The organism is Niabella drilacis, assembly GCF_900101395.1.
Taxonomy (GTDB): domain Bacteria; phylum Bacteroidota; class Bacteroidia; order Chitinophagales; family Chitinophagaceae; genus Niabella; species Niabella drilacis.
On sequence record NZ_FMZO01000002.1, the window covers coordinates 430,038 to 445,477 of the forward strand.

The following is a 15,440-nucleotide window of genomic DNA, read 5'->3' on the forward strand; positions in this document are numbered from 1 at the left end:
TAGTTTTCTGCGGGGAGTTGAAGGTTTTATTTTTTATTTGAATGGTATCTTTTGAAGATTATAAAATGGAATGATGAAAGATCGTATCTTGCTAAAGCTATTTATTTTATATGTTTCGTCTTTTTCCTAAGAAAAGCGGGGATTGCCCCATAGATCCGGATACGCGTCTCTGGATGGAAAACGCATTTTTGTGGCTGGCCCGGCAATTTGGAGAGGGGGGAATTGTTTCCCTGCCCTTGCTATATCCAACACCTGAGTGTTTTCCTGTCCGGTACGACGGCTCAAAAGAATCGCTGTTAAAGACAGGATCCATTGTAGCCCGGCAAATGAATATTGATATCCGTACGGTTAATTTTGAAGTTTATGATCAGGACATCCAGGAACTGAGCAGCGGTTTTGGGCATGGAATCTGGACTAATGTGGACAATGATAGCGGTGGCCTACTATCCTCCGGTTTATATTTTGATAAGAACGAAAAAGGCATATATGACATCCTGATTGAGAAAAGGAACCTGAACGATCCGGAAAGCCTGGTGGCTACCATTGCGCATGAATTCTCACATATAAAAATATTGGGCGAAAAAAGACTGGATTTTAATGATGAAGAGCTGACCGATCTTACAACGGTGATCTTTGGGTTCGGCATCTTCAGCGCAAATGCAGCTTTTAAAGAATATAAATCATTTGAGGGATATGGACACCGTAGCCAGGGGTACTTAAAACAACGAGACTGGGGATATGCTTTGGCACTGTATGCTTATTACCGGGAGGAAACCGTTTTTGACTGGATAAAGTATCTCACTCTTAATATCCGATCAGACTTTAAAAGGAGTATGGATTTCATCAATGCTAATAAGGACCGGGTTTTCATGGAGCCCTACATAAAGAAATAGCGCTGGAAGGTTTCGCACAGCGATTTTATTGAGACAATATTTTGCAATAACAATGGAAAGATCATCGATCATAAAAGAGCTGACCCGGATACCAGGGGTCGGAAAATCGATTGCCACCGATTTATATAATATTGGCATCCGCCGCATTGAAGATCTGAAAGGCCGGGATCCTGAGCGGCTTTACAATGAGTCGAACCGGTTTGCCGGCTGCACACAGGACCGATGCCTGCTCTATGTGTTCCGTTGCGCGGTTTATTTTACAGACACTCCTCCGCATATGCGGGAAGCTGATAAACTGAAATGGTGGAACTGGAAGAATGGAAAGTGATGCCTTTTGTTGCTCAATATCGGTATTAAGTGTAATACGGGGTGCATCACATTTTTCGGATTGTTTTTAACGCAAAGGGCGCCAAGAATCCGGAATGTCGGCAATGAATGGATGGTGCTATTGGATGCCTTCGCGGAACCTTGGCGTTCCTTGCGGTTGAAAATGAACTGCAAAGTATCCGGTAATAAAAGATGATTCGTTCGTTGTTTTTTAACGCAAAGTGCGCAAGGAATCCGCAAAGCCCGCAATGAAGGGATTGTGCTATTGGATGCCTTCGCGGAACCTTAGCGTTCCTTGCGGTTGAAAATTGAACTGCAAAAGTATCCGATAAAGAAAAGGTGATTCGTTCGTTGTTTTTTAACGCAAAGTGCGCCAAGAATCCGCAATGTCGGCAATGAATGGATGGTGCTATTGGATACCTTTGCGGCCTTCGCGGAACCCTTGCATTCCTTGCGGTTGAAAATGAACTGCAAAGTATCCGGTAATAAAAGATGATTTGTTCGTTGTTTTTTAACGCAAAGTGCGCCAAGAATCCGCAAAGCCCGCAATGAAGGGATGGTGCTATTGGATGCCTTTGTGGCCTTTGCGAAGCCCTAACGTTCCTCGCGGTTGAAATTGAACTGCAAAGTATCCGATAATGAAAAAGGTGATTCGTCTGCTGTTTTCACTATCCATTCAGAAGTTGATGGGATAACAGTAATTTTACCAAAACAGTGTATCGTTTATATGAAACATCCCTACCTGATCCTGGCCATCATCTTGATGATTACCTTGCTGCTGATCTTTGACCGGCTGGAGTTGAGGACCCGGCGCATGCGGGATAGGGCAGAGCAAGGAGAAGCCTCTGACGGGATGTTGCCTAAAGATAAAGTTCCCAATGATAAACTGATTGTTGCGGAGGGGATGCATGAAGACCTCATAAAACGAATCATCCGGGATTTTTGCGGGTGGCATAACCGGGAAATGCTGCAGGTGATACCAGTGGTGACAAGAATAACGGACCAGCAGTTTGCCATAACCTTTCCGTATGATGTTTCGTTTGACATCTTTTGCTCTTTTATAAATTATCTGAATTACCCCAAAGGATATAACCGGCGCTTTTATGCCATGGGCTGGACCACCACCCGGCTAACGGATCTGTGGATGACTGCAGAAAGCGCCGGCAAACAGGTGCTCTTGTTTGTTCCGGATGCTGACCGGGAATATGATCATGTTTTTATGACAACTGTGGATCAGATGGGGTATCAACTTGGTTTTTCCACTGAAATGGCGCTGCTGCTTGAACATCCAGCCCGGCCGTATTGCACGCCTCCGTTTACCACCGGTGATCTGGCGGGCAGGGATACGGTTGCGGTTTCGTTTAGTGAAACCTGACAGGCGGATCGAAATATGCATGTGTGGTGGTGTAATAAAGTGCCCGGATGCCCGAGGCAATTGAAACTGCCGGTGGAATATCGCCGTTCCGCAGGACCTGGCCTGGTAGATGATGATGTGTTTTTTCAACAAGATAAATATGCTATTTTAGTGCCGGCACCAGATAAAGACAGTAATCCAATCGTATAATGTACACTTATGGTAAAAACACATAATGTTACGCGGCTTCTGTTGGTGGTGGCACTAATCATGATTACGGAAACCACAACCGCTCAAAAAAATATGAAACCTGTTAATGAACTGATCAATACTTCCGATCCCGCCTGGCCCCTGGTTCAGGACTGGATCAAAAATGCAAAAAATAAGGTAGAGGTTTTACCGGCAGATTCCGCCAACGCAAAAGACGCATTGGTAAAACTGCAGGTAACAACGCGTTCCCCCATGGGGGCCGTAGTTTATGAAACCGGCGGCTTGCTGATCGATGATGGCTGGATCCGGATCCTGGGATCGGGGAGTGCAAAACTAAAACGCAGCTTGCCGGGCTGGAACAAGGGCAAAGCATTTAAAGACTACGGTGTACCTCCTTCATTTTTATTGATCGCGGATGATGCTGTTGGCGGATTCTTCCTGCTGAATGGCGGGGCACTGGGTGAAGATGCGGGAAAAATATATTATTTCTCTCCGGATAACCTGGAATATGAACCCTTGGATATCGGCTATACCGATTTTCTGAATTTTTGTTTTAACAGCGACCTGGAGCGGTTCTATGAAGGCCATCGCTGGACGGGCTGGAGAAATGAAGTGGCAAAATTGGAAGGCGACAAGGTGTTTAATTTTTACCCGTTCCTGTGGACAAAAGAAGGAAAGGATATAAACAAAAACTCAAGGAAGATCATACCGGTTGAGGAACAGTACCTGCTGAACATTGATTTCCGGAAACAGCTGGGATCGGATCAATAGCAGGAGTTGGCCTGCCCGTTGTCCGGAACTTTTTCAATCATTAAAAGCAGAAACAGCAGCCGGTTGCTCCGTTCTTCGTTAGATTCGGGCAAGGGTTCTATATGCCAGCCACTTGTTGCAGCTTTTCCAAAAACCGCAATGGCAGCATCTTTCTTTGTCCTGGTTTCCTCGGCTTCCTTTTGATCAAAAAAACTGATGAAATCGGCTAAATAGCACCGGGATTTATCCAGAAGGAAGGTGAGTGTCGTTTGTGTTGGCATATCAGCGTCCGCCTTAAATTGCTGGTAATCGGGCATGATATTGAGCAACTGCAAATCGAGCATGTGCAATTCAAAAAGTTGTGGACTGTAGTTACGGCAGTTTCTGAAATGCTGGCTCGTAACGCGTAACTTCCATACTTTGCAGCAATTGCTGTATTCTTCCTTAATGTACCGGATCTTTGACCTGTGAGCAAAAAAAGGGTTGGGATATTGTAACCGGGTCTGCAGCAGTTGCGGAACATATGTGTGGCAATAGTAGGAAAGCAGCTGCTTTTTATACTCAATATTACGCTTTATCTCTTCATCCTGCTGCTTCAGGAAGGCTATGTGAGTGGCTAAGCGGGCTTCGCGCCTTTCCAGGTAATGATCGAATTGCGCCGTATTAAGGATCTTTTGAAATATATGATCCTCATAGTCGTGATGTTCCCATGTGTTTAGGTAATATTCGGTATGGGTAGGGTATGGCTCATTTTGATGGCGTAGCAGGAATGCTGCCTGATCGTCCGTAAGATCAAGGCAGGCATATTGCTGTTTTATTTGTTTTATGTCTTCCTGATACAGATCGTTATTCATCATTGGTATGGATTAACAGTGAGAAACCGTTTAAAAAACATAAGCCAGTTTCAGCCCCAAATTGTGCTCGTTCACATTGACAGGGCGGTCCTTTTTATCAAACCGCGAACGGCCAACCTTTATCGCCACGTCAAAATGTTTGGCGAATTCATATCCCAGGGAAAAATAATAGGTAAAGCCTCCTGGTACCTTTTCACCGTTATTGCGGTAATGCACATCGGTGGCAAAGGTATAACCCATGGCATCCTGTCCGTATAAGTTTTTAACAAGGGGCAGGGGATATTTGATCACGGCCAGTACCGGAATCGCATTATAGGTGATGGTACCTGCTGGTATCAGGGGCCGGGTGCTGGCAAATCTTAAAAAGCCTGTATTTAACCCCAGGCCCAACCGTTCCTTTACCCATACTTCGCCCTGTACAGAAACGCCGGCACCCCAAAAACCGGGGTCATGATTAAAGGAGTGGAGGAACTCAGGACCGACATTGACCTTTATCTTTTGGGCATCAGCGTCATAGGTGATTGCGAAGAGTGCCGCCAGTAAATATAATTTTTGCATTAGCATGATTGGTTATTGATTTTTTAATAATATGCCGCTACTGCTCATAGAGTTCGACCGGCAACCCGTCGGGGTCAAAAAAGAACGTGAATTTCTTGCCCGTGTATTCATCTAACCGAAGGGGTTCAACGGGGATGCCGTTTGTCTGTAGCTGATGAAGAGCCGCTTCTATGTCCGTTACCTCAAAGGCAATGTGCCGGAGCCCCCTGGCTTCAGGTCTTGTAGGGCGTACCGGTGGTGCTGGAAAAGAGAACAGCTCAATAAGGTATTGACCGTTAAGGGCAAGATCCGCCTTGTAAGAATCCCGTTCCTCCCGGTATACTTCCTGTAGTATCGCAAATCCCAGGATCTCTGTGTAAAATTTTTTTGAACGCTCATAATCGCTGCAAATGATAGCAATATGATGCATTTTTTTCAGATTCAGCATATTTTTTTTCTATATTCCGGTGTTCGTTCTATTGTACTATTCACCTATTAAAAATATTCACAGTACCGGTCTGATTTACTTTGCTATGCTGACCCTTATTCCCTCACTATGTGCAGTAAACTCCGGCGCGTACATACATTGGATACTGGTGATGCCATTGCTGAAATTGCCGGCTACCGTGGCAAACAGGCTGTATTCAAAAACGTAGGTCCCTTTGGGCAGGTAACCAAAGAAGAAGTTGGTGCTGGCATCTTTTGTAGTTTCATAATAACCCAGTCCGCCCTGCCATTTATAGGAGCTGAGCACATTAGTGGGTTCAAAACTACTGGCCCGCATATCCTTCATGTGCACATACTCCATATCCCGGTCTGCCCGCAGTTCAATACGAACCTTGATCTTGTCACCTACTTTTACCACAACGCCCTCGGCTATGGGTGTTAATACCGGCCCCCGGTCGCTGTTGGTCTCAATAAATAGTTTTTTATTGAGCTTCAGGGGCGTTTCAGCAAACGTGATCTTATCAAGGTCCTCAAAATACTGCCAGTAAAGGCTCCCCCAGGTGGGTAAGGTGCTTCCCTGGGTGGGTGAGCCCGCTGGTGCTGTTACCGATACATTAACATTCCCCATTGCCGGACGCACTTTTTCCCCGGGGATGATCTTTTTGAAATACCCGGTACCGGCTTCTGTTTTCTCCAGTGCAGATGCTACTTTAAGTCCCCCAAGGTCAATGGTTACTTCCGGGCTGATGGTTAGCCATTGGGTTCCCTGTAACAATAAAGCATAGCAGGCTTCTGCTGTAGCTTTCGTGCTTTCCCAATGGTTGGTCTGTTTATTTTTGAGCAACCAGGTCCTTAGATCGTCAGCCGTTTTTTTATCTTTTGAAATTTCTTCAAAAGCTTCAATGATCAATGCCTGCCGTTCGATAGGTGCGTCATACCACCACCAACTGCGGCCGGCATCTTTATAATACATACCCATTTCTTCATTGTTGACGGCTGTTTCCTGCAATGATCTTAAAATGGCTTTGGAGGTAGCCGCATCTCCTTTGCGGTACAGGGCCAGGGCTGTCATACCCTGCATATATTTGTTGGCTTTACTCCATGTTTGGGCGCTCCGTTCGGTAAAATAAGCAACGGCCTTCCTGTTATTGGGCGCAATGTTGATCTGGTCAAAGAAGCTGCGCATGTACAGGTACTGGATCACGTAATAGGAAGGAATATATTCATTCAGTTTTACATCCTGCCGGATAAGCGCGTCGTATTCCTCTTTTATTTTCCCGTCGAGGTAGGGTATGGCCCTGCTTACAATATTGTCCAGTTTTTGCGACTGCGATTTTTCGGTCGCATTTATTTTTTTGAGATGCCCGATGCCGGTAAGGATGTATTGGGTTATGTACCGATCGTCACGGCCGCCTTTAAACCAGACAAAGCCTCCGTTGGAACTTTGCAGCTGGCTGAGTTTATTGTATGCCTTGTTCAGCTCACTGCTCATGCGCACCAGGTCAAACAAGAGCGCAAGGTTCTTTTTCTGTTGTGTTTCGCTTTGCGCCTGCAATACCCAGGGTGTTTCTTCCAGCAGCACGGCCTTTAATTCCTGGTTCTTCTGCAGGTTGCTCAGCAATGCTGCAGTGTCGCGGGCTTTCCAGGTGTCAAAGATCGCCTTGATTTTCGGCGAGCTATTGGCAATGAGGGTTGCCAGCGAATTTGCATAGTAGCGGTTCCAGGTCTGTTCGGCACATTCATAAGGGTACTCCATCATGTAAGGCAATGCCTGTACGGCATACCATGCCGGGTTGGAGGTGTACTCTACAGTGAGCGCCTGTGTGGTAAGTGTTTCGCTGCTGCCGCTCCGGAGCAGTTTGTCGAAACTGAATTTTTTAGATCCGAAGCCACGAACCTGTAGCGGCAGGGTTTCGGTAACCAGCATACGGTTGGTAAGTACGGGAAGCATGTTTTCTTCGCCATCGCTTAAAGCAGCAGCTCCTTTATCTCCGGTCACTTTTGCAACAATCCGCCAGGTAACCGGCTTGCTGAACTGATAAGGGACTTCAACAGGAAAACTAACAGCCTCACTTTGCCCTGCTGCTACGGTAAAATATTGCTGTGGGATAACATTTTTAAACCAGCCGTCTACCGGTTCATTGGTTGCCGCGTCAAATAGCTGAAGGGTGGCAATGCCGGTTACTTCTTTTGAGGAGAGGTTGACTACTTTGCTGCTCAGCTCCATTTTGTCTCCTTCCCGCAGGAACCGGGGTATATTGGGCTGAACCATCAATTCTTTTTGGGTAATGATCTCTTTGGATGAATAACCCATGGCCAGGTCCTTGGTATGTGCCAGGGCCTGGAACTTCCAGCGGGTGAGCGCCTCGGGCATGGTAAAACTAAAGCGGATATTGCCTTTGGCATCGGTCTTGAGATCGGGAAAAAAGAAGGCGGTCTCGTTAAAATTCTTCCGGATCTGTGTTTCGGGTGCTGGTTCTGGCTGATCCTGCTCAACCTCCGCTGCCTGCTTTTTTTCTTCCACGATCCCTTTGCCAGCAGCTGCCACCGGAGCAGGCAGTGCCTGCATGCGGCTTACAGATCCGGTAATAGCACTTTTTTTCTGTTTGCCATAACCGACCACCACTACTTCATCCAGGGCTGCCTGGTTCATGGCTACTCCTCCAATCGGGCCGCCCCATCCATTCGCATTCATTCCTTCAAAGAACGGTTTAAATAACTGGTCGTACTGCTTGTCAAAACTCTGGTGATCGAAAAGGAGGGTTTGTTTAACAAGGGCATATACGGTACTGAAGTTGGATCCTGTATTCCAGTTGCTGTGATGGTATGTTGTGTTCCAAATAGCCGGGAGCTGCCATTGATGGGGGGAGAACTGGTCAAGAGACGCATCGTACATGCTGGCCAGCAACTCTGCAGCAACTTTGTCTCCTTTATGACCACTCAGTTGTACACTCCATTTTTCCGCTGCACCTGGCAGGGTTTTGTCGCGGAAGGTTTCATAAGTAATGTTGAGCGCCTTATTGCTCCAGGGAACCATGATGGTATGGTCGCTGTTAAAAATACGGTTGTTTTTGACAAACATATAGCTGACGCCATAGCCACCCCGGTCCGCCTCCGTTGCGCTGAAATCAAATTTTTTAATCTCACCCCGGAGTGTAGTATAGGTATAGGCTGTTTTCCTCTTGTATAGTCCCTGTACCAGGAAGACATCCGGTGCTGAGCTGCCGATCCGGATCGTAGCTTTTTGACCTGGTTCGATGGCATCCGGTGCAATTGTCCAGAGGTATTGCGGGTAGGCCGGGCGTTGCTGGTTTGGTTCGTATACCTCTGCGTACCGGATATCTTTTATTTCCTTACCGTCTTTATCCTTTGTGGTGATGGTTATTGCATAGTAGCCCGGAGGAGTGTTTGCAGCAGCAAGAATGAATTTTCCGGTTGAGTCGGTTGGCCCTGATTGGGATTGTTCTTCTTTATCCTGCGGCCAGTTTGCAGGGTCTTGCTCGTTACTGTAGATATCATTCGGAAAATAAGTTATATAGTCTTTCCGGTTCATTACGAATTGATCAGGCTGTTCCCATAAACGGCTTCTCAATAACCGGGGCTCGGGTGTAAGACGGGTTATGGTCACCCGGATATCGGTTTTTTCAAATCCGCCTTCCATATTTTCCGTGCGGATCCATAAGGTCCTTAGCTGCTGCGCTGTTAACCGTCCCGGGATGGTGGTCTTTAACAGTAATGATTTGTAACCTACGGAGATCCTTTTTTCACCGCTTCTCACTTCACCGTTTATATCGGTTACATCTGCATAAACCCTGTAATCGAATACGGGCTCCATCTTCGGGTCAATGGTAAGATCCGGGAGGGCATTGAAATTTACAGTGAACTTTCCGTCAGCGCCGGTTGTGGTTTCGCCCTGTGCAATCTCCGTTTGCTGTGGATTGACGGGCCACCAGTAGCGGGCTAAGATCCAGGGGTAGGGGAATCTTGCCTGGCGTACCACACGGTAGCTGACTTTTGCACCATCTACGGCATTCCCTGCATAAGCTTTTGCGATACCGGTAACCCGGATGGTGTCATTTAATTGATACGTACCCTTCATCTTGTCAAAATCCGTATGGAAGGTAGGACGTTTGTATTCTTCCATTTTAAAAGATGTGGAGCCGAGGGTGGTGTAAATACTGAGATTACCGTTCAAACCTCCCTCCGACAGCCTGAATGTTCCGCTAAAGGAGCCAAATTCATTGGTTGTAACCTCCAGGTCTGAAATTTTCTGATGATTGGCATCATAAAGAGTGGCCGTTGTTTTGAAGGAGGGAAGGATCGCCGATCGTTTTGCCACCGGGTCATAACTTACCGCAATGCCCTTGAAATATACCGTTTGCCCCGGGCGATAGATACTCCGGTCCGTAAAAAGGAAAACGGTATTTCGTTTTTTCCGGTCTATGGTTTCATAATCATTATAATAATAATAGCCATTATAGGCTTCATCCATAAAAAAGCGTTCGCCTTCGTAGGTAATATCCAGCAGGTAACTGCCGCCTCTTCTGATCTTTGCCTGGGTTTCTGGATCCGGGGCGTTAAAAGAAAAATGCCCGTTTTTATCGGAGATTACCTCATCAATTTCAATGTTTTTGTATGAGCTTGATTTATAGTCGTATTCTTTTTGCCACACGGTAATATGGGCCTGCGATAGGGGCTGACCGCTGCTGCGATTCAGAACGAAATAGTCATTCTTATTATTCACATAGCTGATGTTGGAGATATACACCAGTTGAAATGCAAGAATGTTTTTTTCTTCTGAGAAATCCTTGCTGAGCGATGTGACGATATAATATTCCCCGGCAGGGAGGCCATCGGCCTTGATCTCTGCGCTGTGGTGTTTATGATCATCAGCTGCCGGCAGGGCCTGTTGCCATTCGTTTACCGGTTTTGCGGATCTCAGCATGTTCCAGTATCGTTCTTTCCCGTCGCGATCTGTTATCGAAGCCTTTAGTGCCTCTGTAGCTTTTATGGCGCGCAGGTAAATATGGGGTATGTTCCTGTAAGATACCAGTATCCGGAATGGTGCATCCGGCAGCGTAACCCTTTCCATCTGGAAGCTGAATTCGGGTTGTTTAACCTGTTGTAACAGGTTGTTTGCATTTACGCGGCCTTCGCTGTTTTCCGGGTTGCTTACGATTTGCTCCAGGATATTGCGCGCGCGCATCATATCCCGGTTCTCCGGATTTTTATTGTTGTTGGGCAACTGCGCCTGGCTGTAATGCCATTGCGCCATCAGGAACCGGGCCTGCTGTGCCGCCGGGAGGGTAGTATATTTTTCCGCTATTTTTTGCAGGGCCTGGTAGTACAGCGTTTCTTTATCGGGGTGAACCGCATTCTGATAAACAAACAGGATGCGGCTGATGTCTGCATCTATGAGGGCATCTGGTTTTGTATCGCGGAGGTGGAACAGGAGCAGCTTTTGATAGAGCTGCAAGGCGTTAAGGGCTAAAGACGATGAGTCCCGGGTGTTAAACCGGGCGGTAACAAAGTCTGCCGCCGGTGCAAATGCCTCCTCCTGGCTGATCTTAAATGCATAAGCCGGCCGGGTCACCGACCGTTCTGAGCTTTTAAAATAATCCAGTGCCCGGAAGGTGAGCAGGTCGTACAGCGTGGGACGTAAATACCGGGCATTCCCTTTTTCGATAAGAGCGTCGTAATCTGCCAGTCGTACCTGGCGCAGCAGTATTTCATCCTTTAATGATTGCAGGTAAAGACCGCTGATCTTTTGTGTAAAGTCGTCGATGGTCCAGGTGGCCGGATCAGATTTCTGGAAACCAGAGGTATTCGTACGGCTATAGAGCTTGTAGCGGCTGCGGTTGAAGTAGGACTGGTATACCCCGGCCAGGTAGCTGTTGAGCAGCGCCGTTACGGGGCCTTTGCTTTCCGTTATCTCCTTTTCCAGTTCTGTGATACTGGCCAGTTCATTATTTTCACGGTTCTCGTTCTGGAGCTGGTTCATATAAACAAGTGTTTTTACCAGTTGCGCATCCTGGCGGTCCGCTTTTGCCCGCTTGTAGATCTCTTTTACCGCATTGAGTGCAGATGCAGGCAGCCCTTTGCTGATATGATTTTCAACGGTCTTCCAGTCTGCTTCGTAGTTTTTGATGGTTTGTGCGTTTGATTTCATACAGGTAAACAGGATGCTCAGTAATAAAAATATGCCGCCGCTCTGAATTTTCATATAAAAACGTTTATTGATAGATGCGCATTGTTGTAAAATTACATAAACCATGCACATTTCACCGTTGCCAACGGATAACCGGTGCAGAACGCAACAGGGAATCTGGTTTCTTCTGGTTGATGGGGATAAGATTTAGCAGATATCTGTAACAAATAGCGTACGCTTTTTTACATTTGCACACTTATGAGGAGGACGTTAGAAGACACATACAGGCATAAGGGATTAAGGAAAAAGCTGATCGATGTAATTAAGGAGAAGGGGATCACAGATGAAACGGTGCTGGAAGCTATGAACGCCATTCCCCGTCATTTCTTTTTGGATTCAGCCTTTGATGATGTGGCCTATGAAGACCGTGCTTTTCCCATAGGGGAGGGGCAAACGATCTCACAGCCGTATACGGTTGCGTACCAGTCGCAGCTGCTGGAAACTGTGCCCGGGCAGAAAGTGCTGGAAATTGGTACCGGCAGTGCCTACCAGGCTGTAGTACTGGCCAAAATGGGGTTAAAAGTGTTTACTATAGAGCGTCAGAAAAAATTGTTCGAGGAAAACAAGAAGTTCACCTATCTGAAACAGTTCCCGTTCATAAAATTTTTTTATGGAGATGGCTACCAGGGATTGCCTACTTACGGGCCCTTTGACCGGGTGATCATCACGGCGGCGGCTCCGGAGATTCCTCAAAAGCTGATAGAACAGCTGAAGCCGGGAGGTATGATGGTGATCCCGGTAGGGGCCGGCAATGTACAGCAGATGCGACGGCTTCATAAACAGGCTGACGGAACCGTAAACGAGGAATTATTTGATAACTTTTCATTTGTGCCGATGCTTGCCGGCAAAAATTAAATGATCTACTGTGACTGAACAACAGCGCGGAGGGTTGATACGTATTTTTTTTACCGGGATGCTGGTCAGTTTCCTGGGATCGTTGCCGTTGGGAACGTTAAATATTGCAGCCATGCAGATAGCGATCAGTCAAACGGTAAAAAATGCCCTGCTCTTTTCGTTGGGATCGCTAACTGCGGAGATGGTTTATGTACGTCTTTCGCTGGTGGCGATGGATTGGGTGCGTAAGCAGGAAAAGATCTTCCGGTTGCTGGAATGGCTGACGCTGCTCATCATCGTAGCGCTTGCTGTTTCCAGCCTGTATGCAGCCATGCATCCTTCACAGGGAAAAAACATCATACTCAACAATAACCTGCCTTCTTATTTGCTGGGGCTTACCATGAGCGCTGTAAACCCGGTGCAGATCCCGTTCTGGTTTGGGTGGAGCACAGTATTATTTACTAAGAATGTGCTGAAACCTAAAGCGTCTTATTATAATTTTTATATTGTGGGAATTGGTCTGGGTACCTTGCTGGGAAACTGTATATTTATTTTTGGTGGCCGGCTGATCGCTAATAAGATCCAGAACAATCAGTCAGTGATGAACTATATTATCGGGGGGGTATTTGTGGTTACCGCCCTGATCCAGGCCTGGCGGATGTTTGTAAAAAAGAAAGATATCAGCGCCAGGCTGCATGAAACGGAGCAGAAAGACTGACGGGGCGTTCAGGCTTACTGAAACAGTGCCTCCATCGTAAGGTTATTTTCAACAAGATTGGTATAGTAATCATTTTGCTTTACACCATTGGTTGTAATCATGGTAATGAACACCATTTTGCGTGTTCGGGTGCGTTCCCTGAATACGTTTAACTTATTTGCCAGTTCTGCGGCATAGCGTTTATCAATCGAAAATTCAGCCCGGGAAAATTTGATCTCACAGATGTTAATACGGCGGTCTGCCCGGTCAATCAGCAGGTCGATCTGGGCCCCGGGATCTGTGTGGGTCCCTGTTTGTATCCAGGAGGCAGCGGAGCCGCAAATGACCACCAGCAGATCGTCCCGGCGGGAAGCGTACATGTTCCCGAAATAACCAAAGGAGGAAAGAAACCCCGATTTGTGGCTGTCCAGCCAGGGAAGCTCATCAAAGAAAATGATTTTTTTCTTTTTCTCTTTTAGTGTATCGATACAATCCCGCAATTGATAAAAGGCTTCCTGCCAGCTTGAGGGAGGCGTTTTGTTTTTTCGCTGTGGAAAGCTGAAGCCAGCTGTTTTGCAAAAATGAGCAGTTGCTGCGCTGTGTTTCCTTCAAGCTGACCACTGCAGCTAAAGATCATATGGGGCTTAAAGAATGTTTTGACCAGAAAGGTTTTACCAACTCTTCGCCTTCCATAGATGGCCAGCAGCTCCGGTTCCCGGGATTCCAGCAGCCGTTGCAGTGTGCGGATTTCTTCTTCCCTGCCATGATTGTTTCGTTCATGCGTGCCTCTAATTATCCGCCATAACTTGTTTTTAAATATGAGTTATGGCGGATAATATTTTAGAGCATCAGAAAATAATACGTTCGGATGAGCAGTTGCGTTGGTGCCCCTGCAGCGATATGAGGCATTTCCGGATCATGGAACGGGGGAGGAGTGGGACAATTACATCGTCTGTGCCCAGGCATCCCGGTCGTCGGGGCTGAACTTCCAGGGAGCAAAGTTGTTCTCCACATTGCTGAACATGTTGTTCCATTCCTGCGGGGCATTGCTTTCTTCCATTACCAGGTAGCGGCGCAGCTGAAGAATAATGTCGAGCGGGTTAATGCTCACGGGGCATTCCTGTACGCAGGCGTTACAGGTGGTACAGGCTCTTAATGCTTCTACAGAAATATAGTCGTGGAGCAGGCTTTTACCGTCTTCTTTCCACTCTTTATGCTGGTTGATGCTTTTCCCGATCTCTTCGGCACGATCACGGGTATCCATCATGATCTTACGGGGAGACAGCAGTTTGCCCGTGCTGTTTGCAGGACAGGCGGCACTGCAACGCCCGCATTCCGTGCAGCTGTAAGCATCCAGCAGGTTTTTCCAGCTCAGGTCGGTAATGTCTTTTGCCCCAAAACGGGCAGGAGGGGCCGCATCGGCCGGTGCCAGCTCGGGCTGCATGGCATACAATACCTCGTTTTGCACGGAAGGCATATTCTCCATTGCTCCCATGGGAGTAAGCCGTGCATAATAGGCATTGGGGAATGCCAGCAGGATATGCAGGTGTTTGGAGTAGGGCAGGTAATTTAAAAAAGCCAGGATGCCAATAATATGCAGCCACCAGCAGGCCCGCTCCAGCAATTCCAGTGCCCCATCAGAAAGTCCGCTGATCAACGGCTGAAGATGTTGTGATACGATAAAATTTCCGGTGAAATGGGTGGCCCCGCGGGATTGCAGCAGGGTATCGCTGGCATTCATCGTAAGGAACAGCGCCATCAGCACGATCTCTGTGATCAGGATATAATTGGCATCACTGCGGGGCCAGCCATTGAGATCTTTGCTTAAAAACCGCCGGATCTTCAGCACATTTCTCCGGATCAGGAAAACGGCACAGAAGGTCAGTACCGCCAGTGCCAGGAGCTCAAACGCATTGATCAGGAACGTATAAAAACCTCCGAGCAGGCCGGCAAACAGCCGGTGGGTACCCAACACCCCGTCCAGGATGATCTCGAGGACCTCAATATTAATGATGATAAACCCGGCATAGACAAAAAAATGCAGCACGCCTACCAGCGGGTTCCGGAACATCTTTTTTTGTCCCAGGGCCAGCAGCAAAACATTCCGCCAGCGCTGATCCGGGTGGTCATTGATGACCTCATCCCGCCCCAGGTTGATGTTGCGGCGTATCTGCTTTATTTTTTTTGAGAAAAATACAACAGCGAGAATAAATAAAAGGACAAATAAAATTTGTTGAGCAATTTGCATGAGCATTCAGTTACAAAGTGCTAATTTACGGCTTCCTTTATAAGTAAAGGCATTTTGAACGTAAAAATCAAACAGACAGCA

At 47.1% G+C, this 15,440-nt stretch carries 13 protein-coding genes; 7 read left to right on the plus strand and 6 right to left on the minus strand.

Annotated elements, in window-relative coordinates:
• The first annotated feature begins 110 nt into the window (after positions 1–110).
• From BLS44_RS05215 to BLS44_RS05230, 4 genes are all read left to right on the plus strand, one after another.
• Positions 111–893 carry a hypothetical protein gene (locus BLS44_RS05215; protein ID WP_090388975.1) on the plus strand — a complete coding sequence of 261 codons (783 nt, stop codon included), beginning with the start codon at positions 111–113 and terminating at the stop codon, positions 891–893.
• 52 nt (positions 894–945) lie between these two features.
• The gene (locus BLS44_RS05220) at positions 946–1,221 is read left to right on the plus strand and encodes a helix-hairpin-helix domain-containing protein (RefSeq protein WP_090388976.1); all 276 of its coding nucleotides are present in this window, start codon (positions 946–948) and stop codon (positions 1,219–1,221) included.
• A gap of 726 nt (positions 1,222–1,947) precedes the next feature.
• The gene (locus tag BLS44_RS05225) at positions 1,948–2,595 is read left to right on the plus strand and encodes a hypothetical protein (protein ID WP_090388977.1); all 648 of its coding nucleotides are present in this window, start codon (positions 1,948–1,950) and stop codon (positions 2,593–2,595) included.
• Between the two features lie 282 nt (positions 2,596–2,877).
• On the plus strand, positions 2,878–3,555 hold the full coding sequence (locus BLS44_RS05230) for a DUF2625 domain-containing protein (RefSeq protein WP_090389181.1): 678 nt from the start codon (positions 2,878–2,880) through the stop codon (positions 3,553–3,555).
• On the opposite strand, the gene BLS44_RS05235 is transcribed toward BLS44_RS05230, so the two are convergent.
• The 4 genes from BLS44_RS05235 to BLS44_RS05250 all read right to left on the minus strand — a co-directional run bounded on the left by BLS44_RS05235 (position 3,549) and on the right by BLS44_RS05250 (position 11,595).
• Complete coding sequence (locus tag BLS44_RS05235; RefSeq protein ID WP_090388978.1) at positions 3,549–4,391, minus strand: hypothetical protein; 843 nt, start codon at positions 4,389–4,391, stop codon at positions 3,549–3,551. The genes BLS44_RS05230 and BLS44_RS05235 overlap by 7 nt on opposite strands.
• A 27-nt stretch (positions 4,392–4,418) precedes the next feature.
• Entirely contained in the window at positions 4,419–4,946 is a 528-nt protein-coding gene (locus BLS44_RS05240) for an outer membrane beta-barrel protein (protein WP_176954318.1), read from the minus strand.
• 37 nt (positions 4,947–4,983) lie between these two features.
• Complete coding sequence (gene gloA2, locus BLS44_RS05245; RefSeq protein WP_090388980.1) at positions 4,984–5,373, minus strand: SMU1112c/YaeR family gloxylase I-like metalloprotein; 390 nt, start codon at positions 5,371–5,373, stop codon at positions 4,984–4,986.
• Between the two features lie 75 nt (positions 5,374–5,448).
• On the minus strand, positions 5,449–11,595 hold the full coding sequence (locus BLS44_RS05250) for an alpha-2-macroglobulin family protein (protein ID WP_090388981.1): 6,147 nt from the start codon (positions 11,593–11,595) through the stop codon (positions 5,449–5,451).
• 183 nt (positions 11,596–11,778) lie between these two features.
• On the opposite strand from BLS44_RS05250, the gene BLS44_RS05255 reads away from it, so the two are divergent.
• Together BLS44_RS05255 and BLS44_RS05260 are read left to right on the plus strand one after the other, a co-directional pair.
• Positions 11,779–12,435: a protein-L-isoaspartate(D-aspartate) O-methyltransferase gene (locus BLS44_RS05255; protein WP_090388982.1), complete on the plus strand. Its 657-nt coding sequence runs from the start codon at positions 11,779–11,781 to the stop codon at positions 12,433–12,435.
• A gap of 10 nt (positions 12,436–12,445) precedes the next feature.
• Complete coding sequence (locus tag BLS44_RS05260) at positions 12,446–13,132, plus strand: LysE family translocator (protein WP_090388983.1); 687 nt, start codon at positions 12,446–12,448, stop codon at positions 13,130–13,132.
• Between the two features lie 14 nt (positions 13,133–13,146).
• On the opposite strand, the gene BLS44_RS26915 is transcribed toward BLS44_RS05260, so the two are convergent.
• Positions 13,147–13,611 carry a hypothetical protein gene (locus BLS44_RS26915; RefSeq protein ID WP_245729105.1) on the minus strand — a complete coding sequence of 155 codons (465 nt, stop codon included), beginning with the start codon at positions 13,609–13,611 and terminating at the stop codon, positions 13,147–13,149.
• 89 nt (positions 13,612–13,700) lie between these two features.
• On the opposite strand from BLS44_RS26915, the gene BLS44_RS26920 reads away from it, so the two are divergent.
• A complete protein-coding gene (locus BLS44_RS26920; RefSeq protein ID WP_245729106.1) occupies positions 13,701–13,916 on the plus strand; it encodes a hypothetical protein in 216 nt (71 codons plus the stop codon).
• Between the two features lie 138 nt (positions 13,917–14,054).
• Here the strand turns inward: BLS44_RS26920 and BLS44_RS05275 are convergent, their stop codons facing one another.
• Entirely contained in the window at positions 14,055–15,365 is a 1,311-nt protein-coding gene (locus BLS44_RS05275; protein ID WP_090388985.1) for a 4Fe-4S dicluster domain-containing protein, read from the minus strand.
• Positions 15,366–15,440 lie beyond the last annotated feature (75 nt).

What these genes read in the sequence shown, in the direction of transcription:
- BLS44_RS05275 (WP_090388985.1), bottom strand. Translation starts at nt 15,365, where the DNA reads ATGCTCATGCAAATTGCTCAACAAATTTTATTTGTCCTTTTATTTATT.
- gloA2 (WP_090388980.1), bottom strand. Translation starts at nt 5,373, where the DNA reads ATGCTGAATCTGAAAAAAATGCATCATATTGCTATCATTTGCAGCGAT.
- BLS44_RS05235 (WP_090388978.1), bottom strand. Translation starts at nt 4,391, where the DNA reads ATGATGAATAACGATCTGTATCAGGAAGACATAAAACAAATAAAACAG.
- BLS44_RS05225 (WP_090388977.1), top strand. Translation starts at nt 1,948, where the DNA reads ATGAAACATCCCTACCTGATCCTGGCCATCATCTTGATGATTACCTTG.
- BLS44_RS05215 (WP_090388975.1), top strand. Translation starts at nt 111, where the DNA reads ATGTTTCGTCTTTTTCCTAAGAAAAGCGGGGATTGCCCCATAGATCCG.
- BLS44_RS05220 (WP_090388976.1), top strand. Translation starts at nt 946, where the DNA reads ATGGAAAGATCATCGATCATAAAAGAGCTGACCCGGATACCAGGGGTC.
- BLS44_RS05230 (WP_090389181.1), top strand. Translation starts at nt 2,878, where the DNA reads ATGAAACCTGTTAATGAACTGATCAATACTTCCGATCCCGCCTGGCCC.
- BLS44_RS05250 (WP_090388981.1), bottom strand. Translation starts at nt 11,595, where the DNA reads ATGAAAATTCAGAGCGGCGGCATATTTTTATTACTGAGCATCCTGTTT.
- BLS44_RS05240 (WP_176954318.1), bottom strand. Translation starts at nt 4,946, where the DNA reads ATGCAAAAATTATATTTACTGGCGGCACTCTTCGCAATCACCTATGAC.
- BLS44_RS05255 (WP_090388982.1), top strand. Translation starts at nt 11,779, where the DNA reads ATGAGGAGGACGTTAGAAGACACATACAGGCATAAGGGATTAAGGAAA.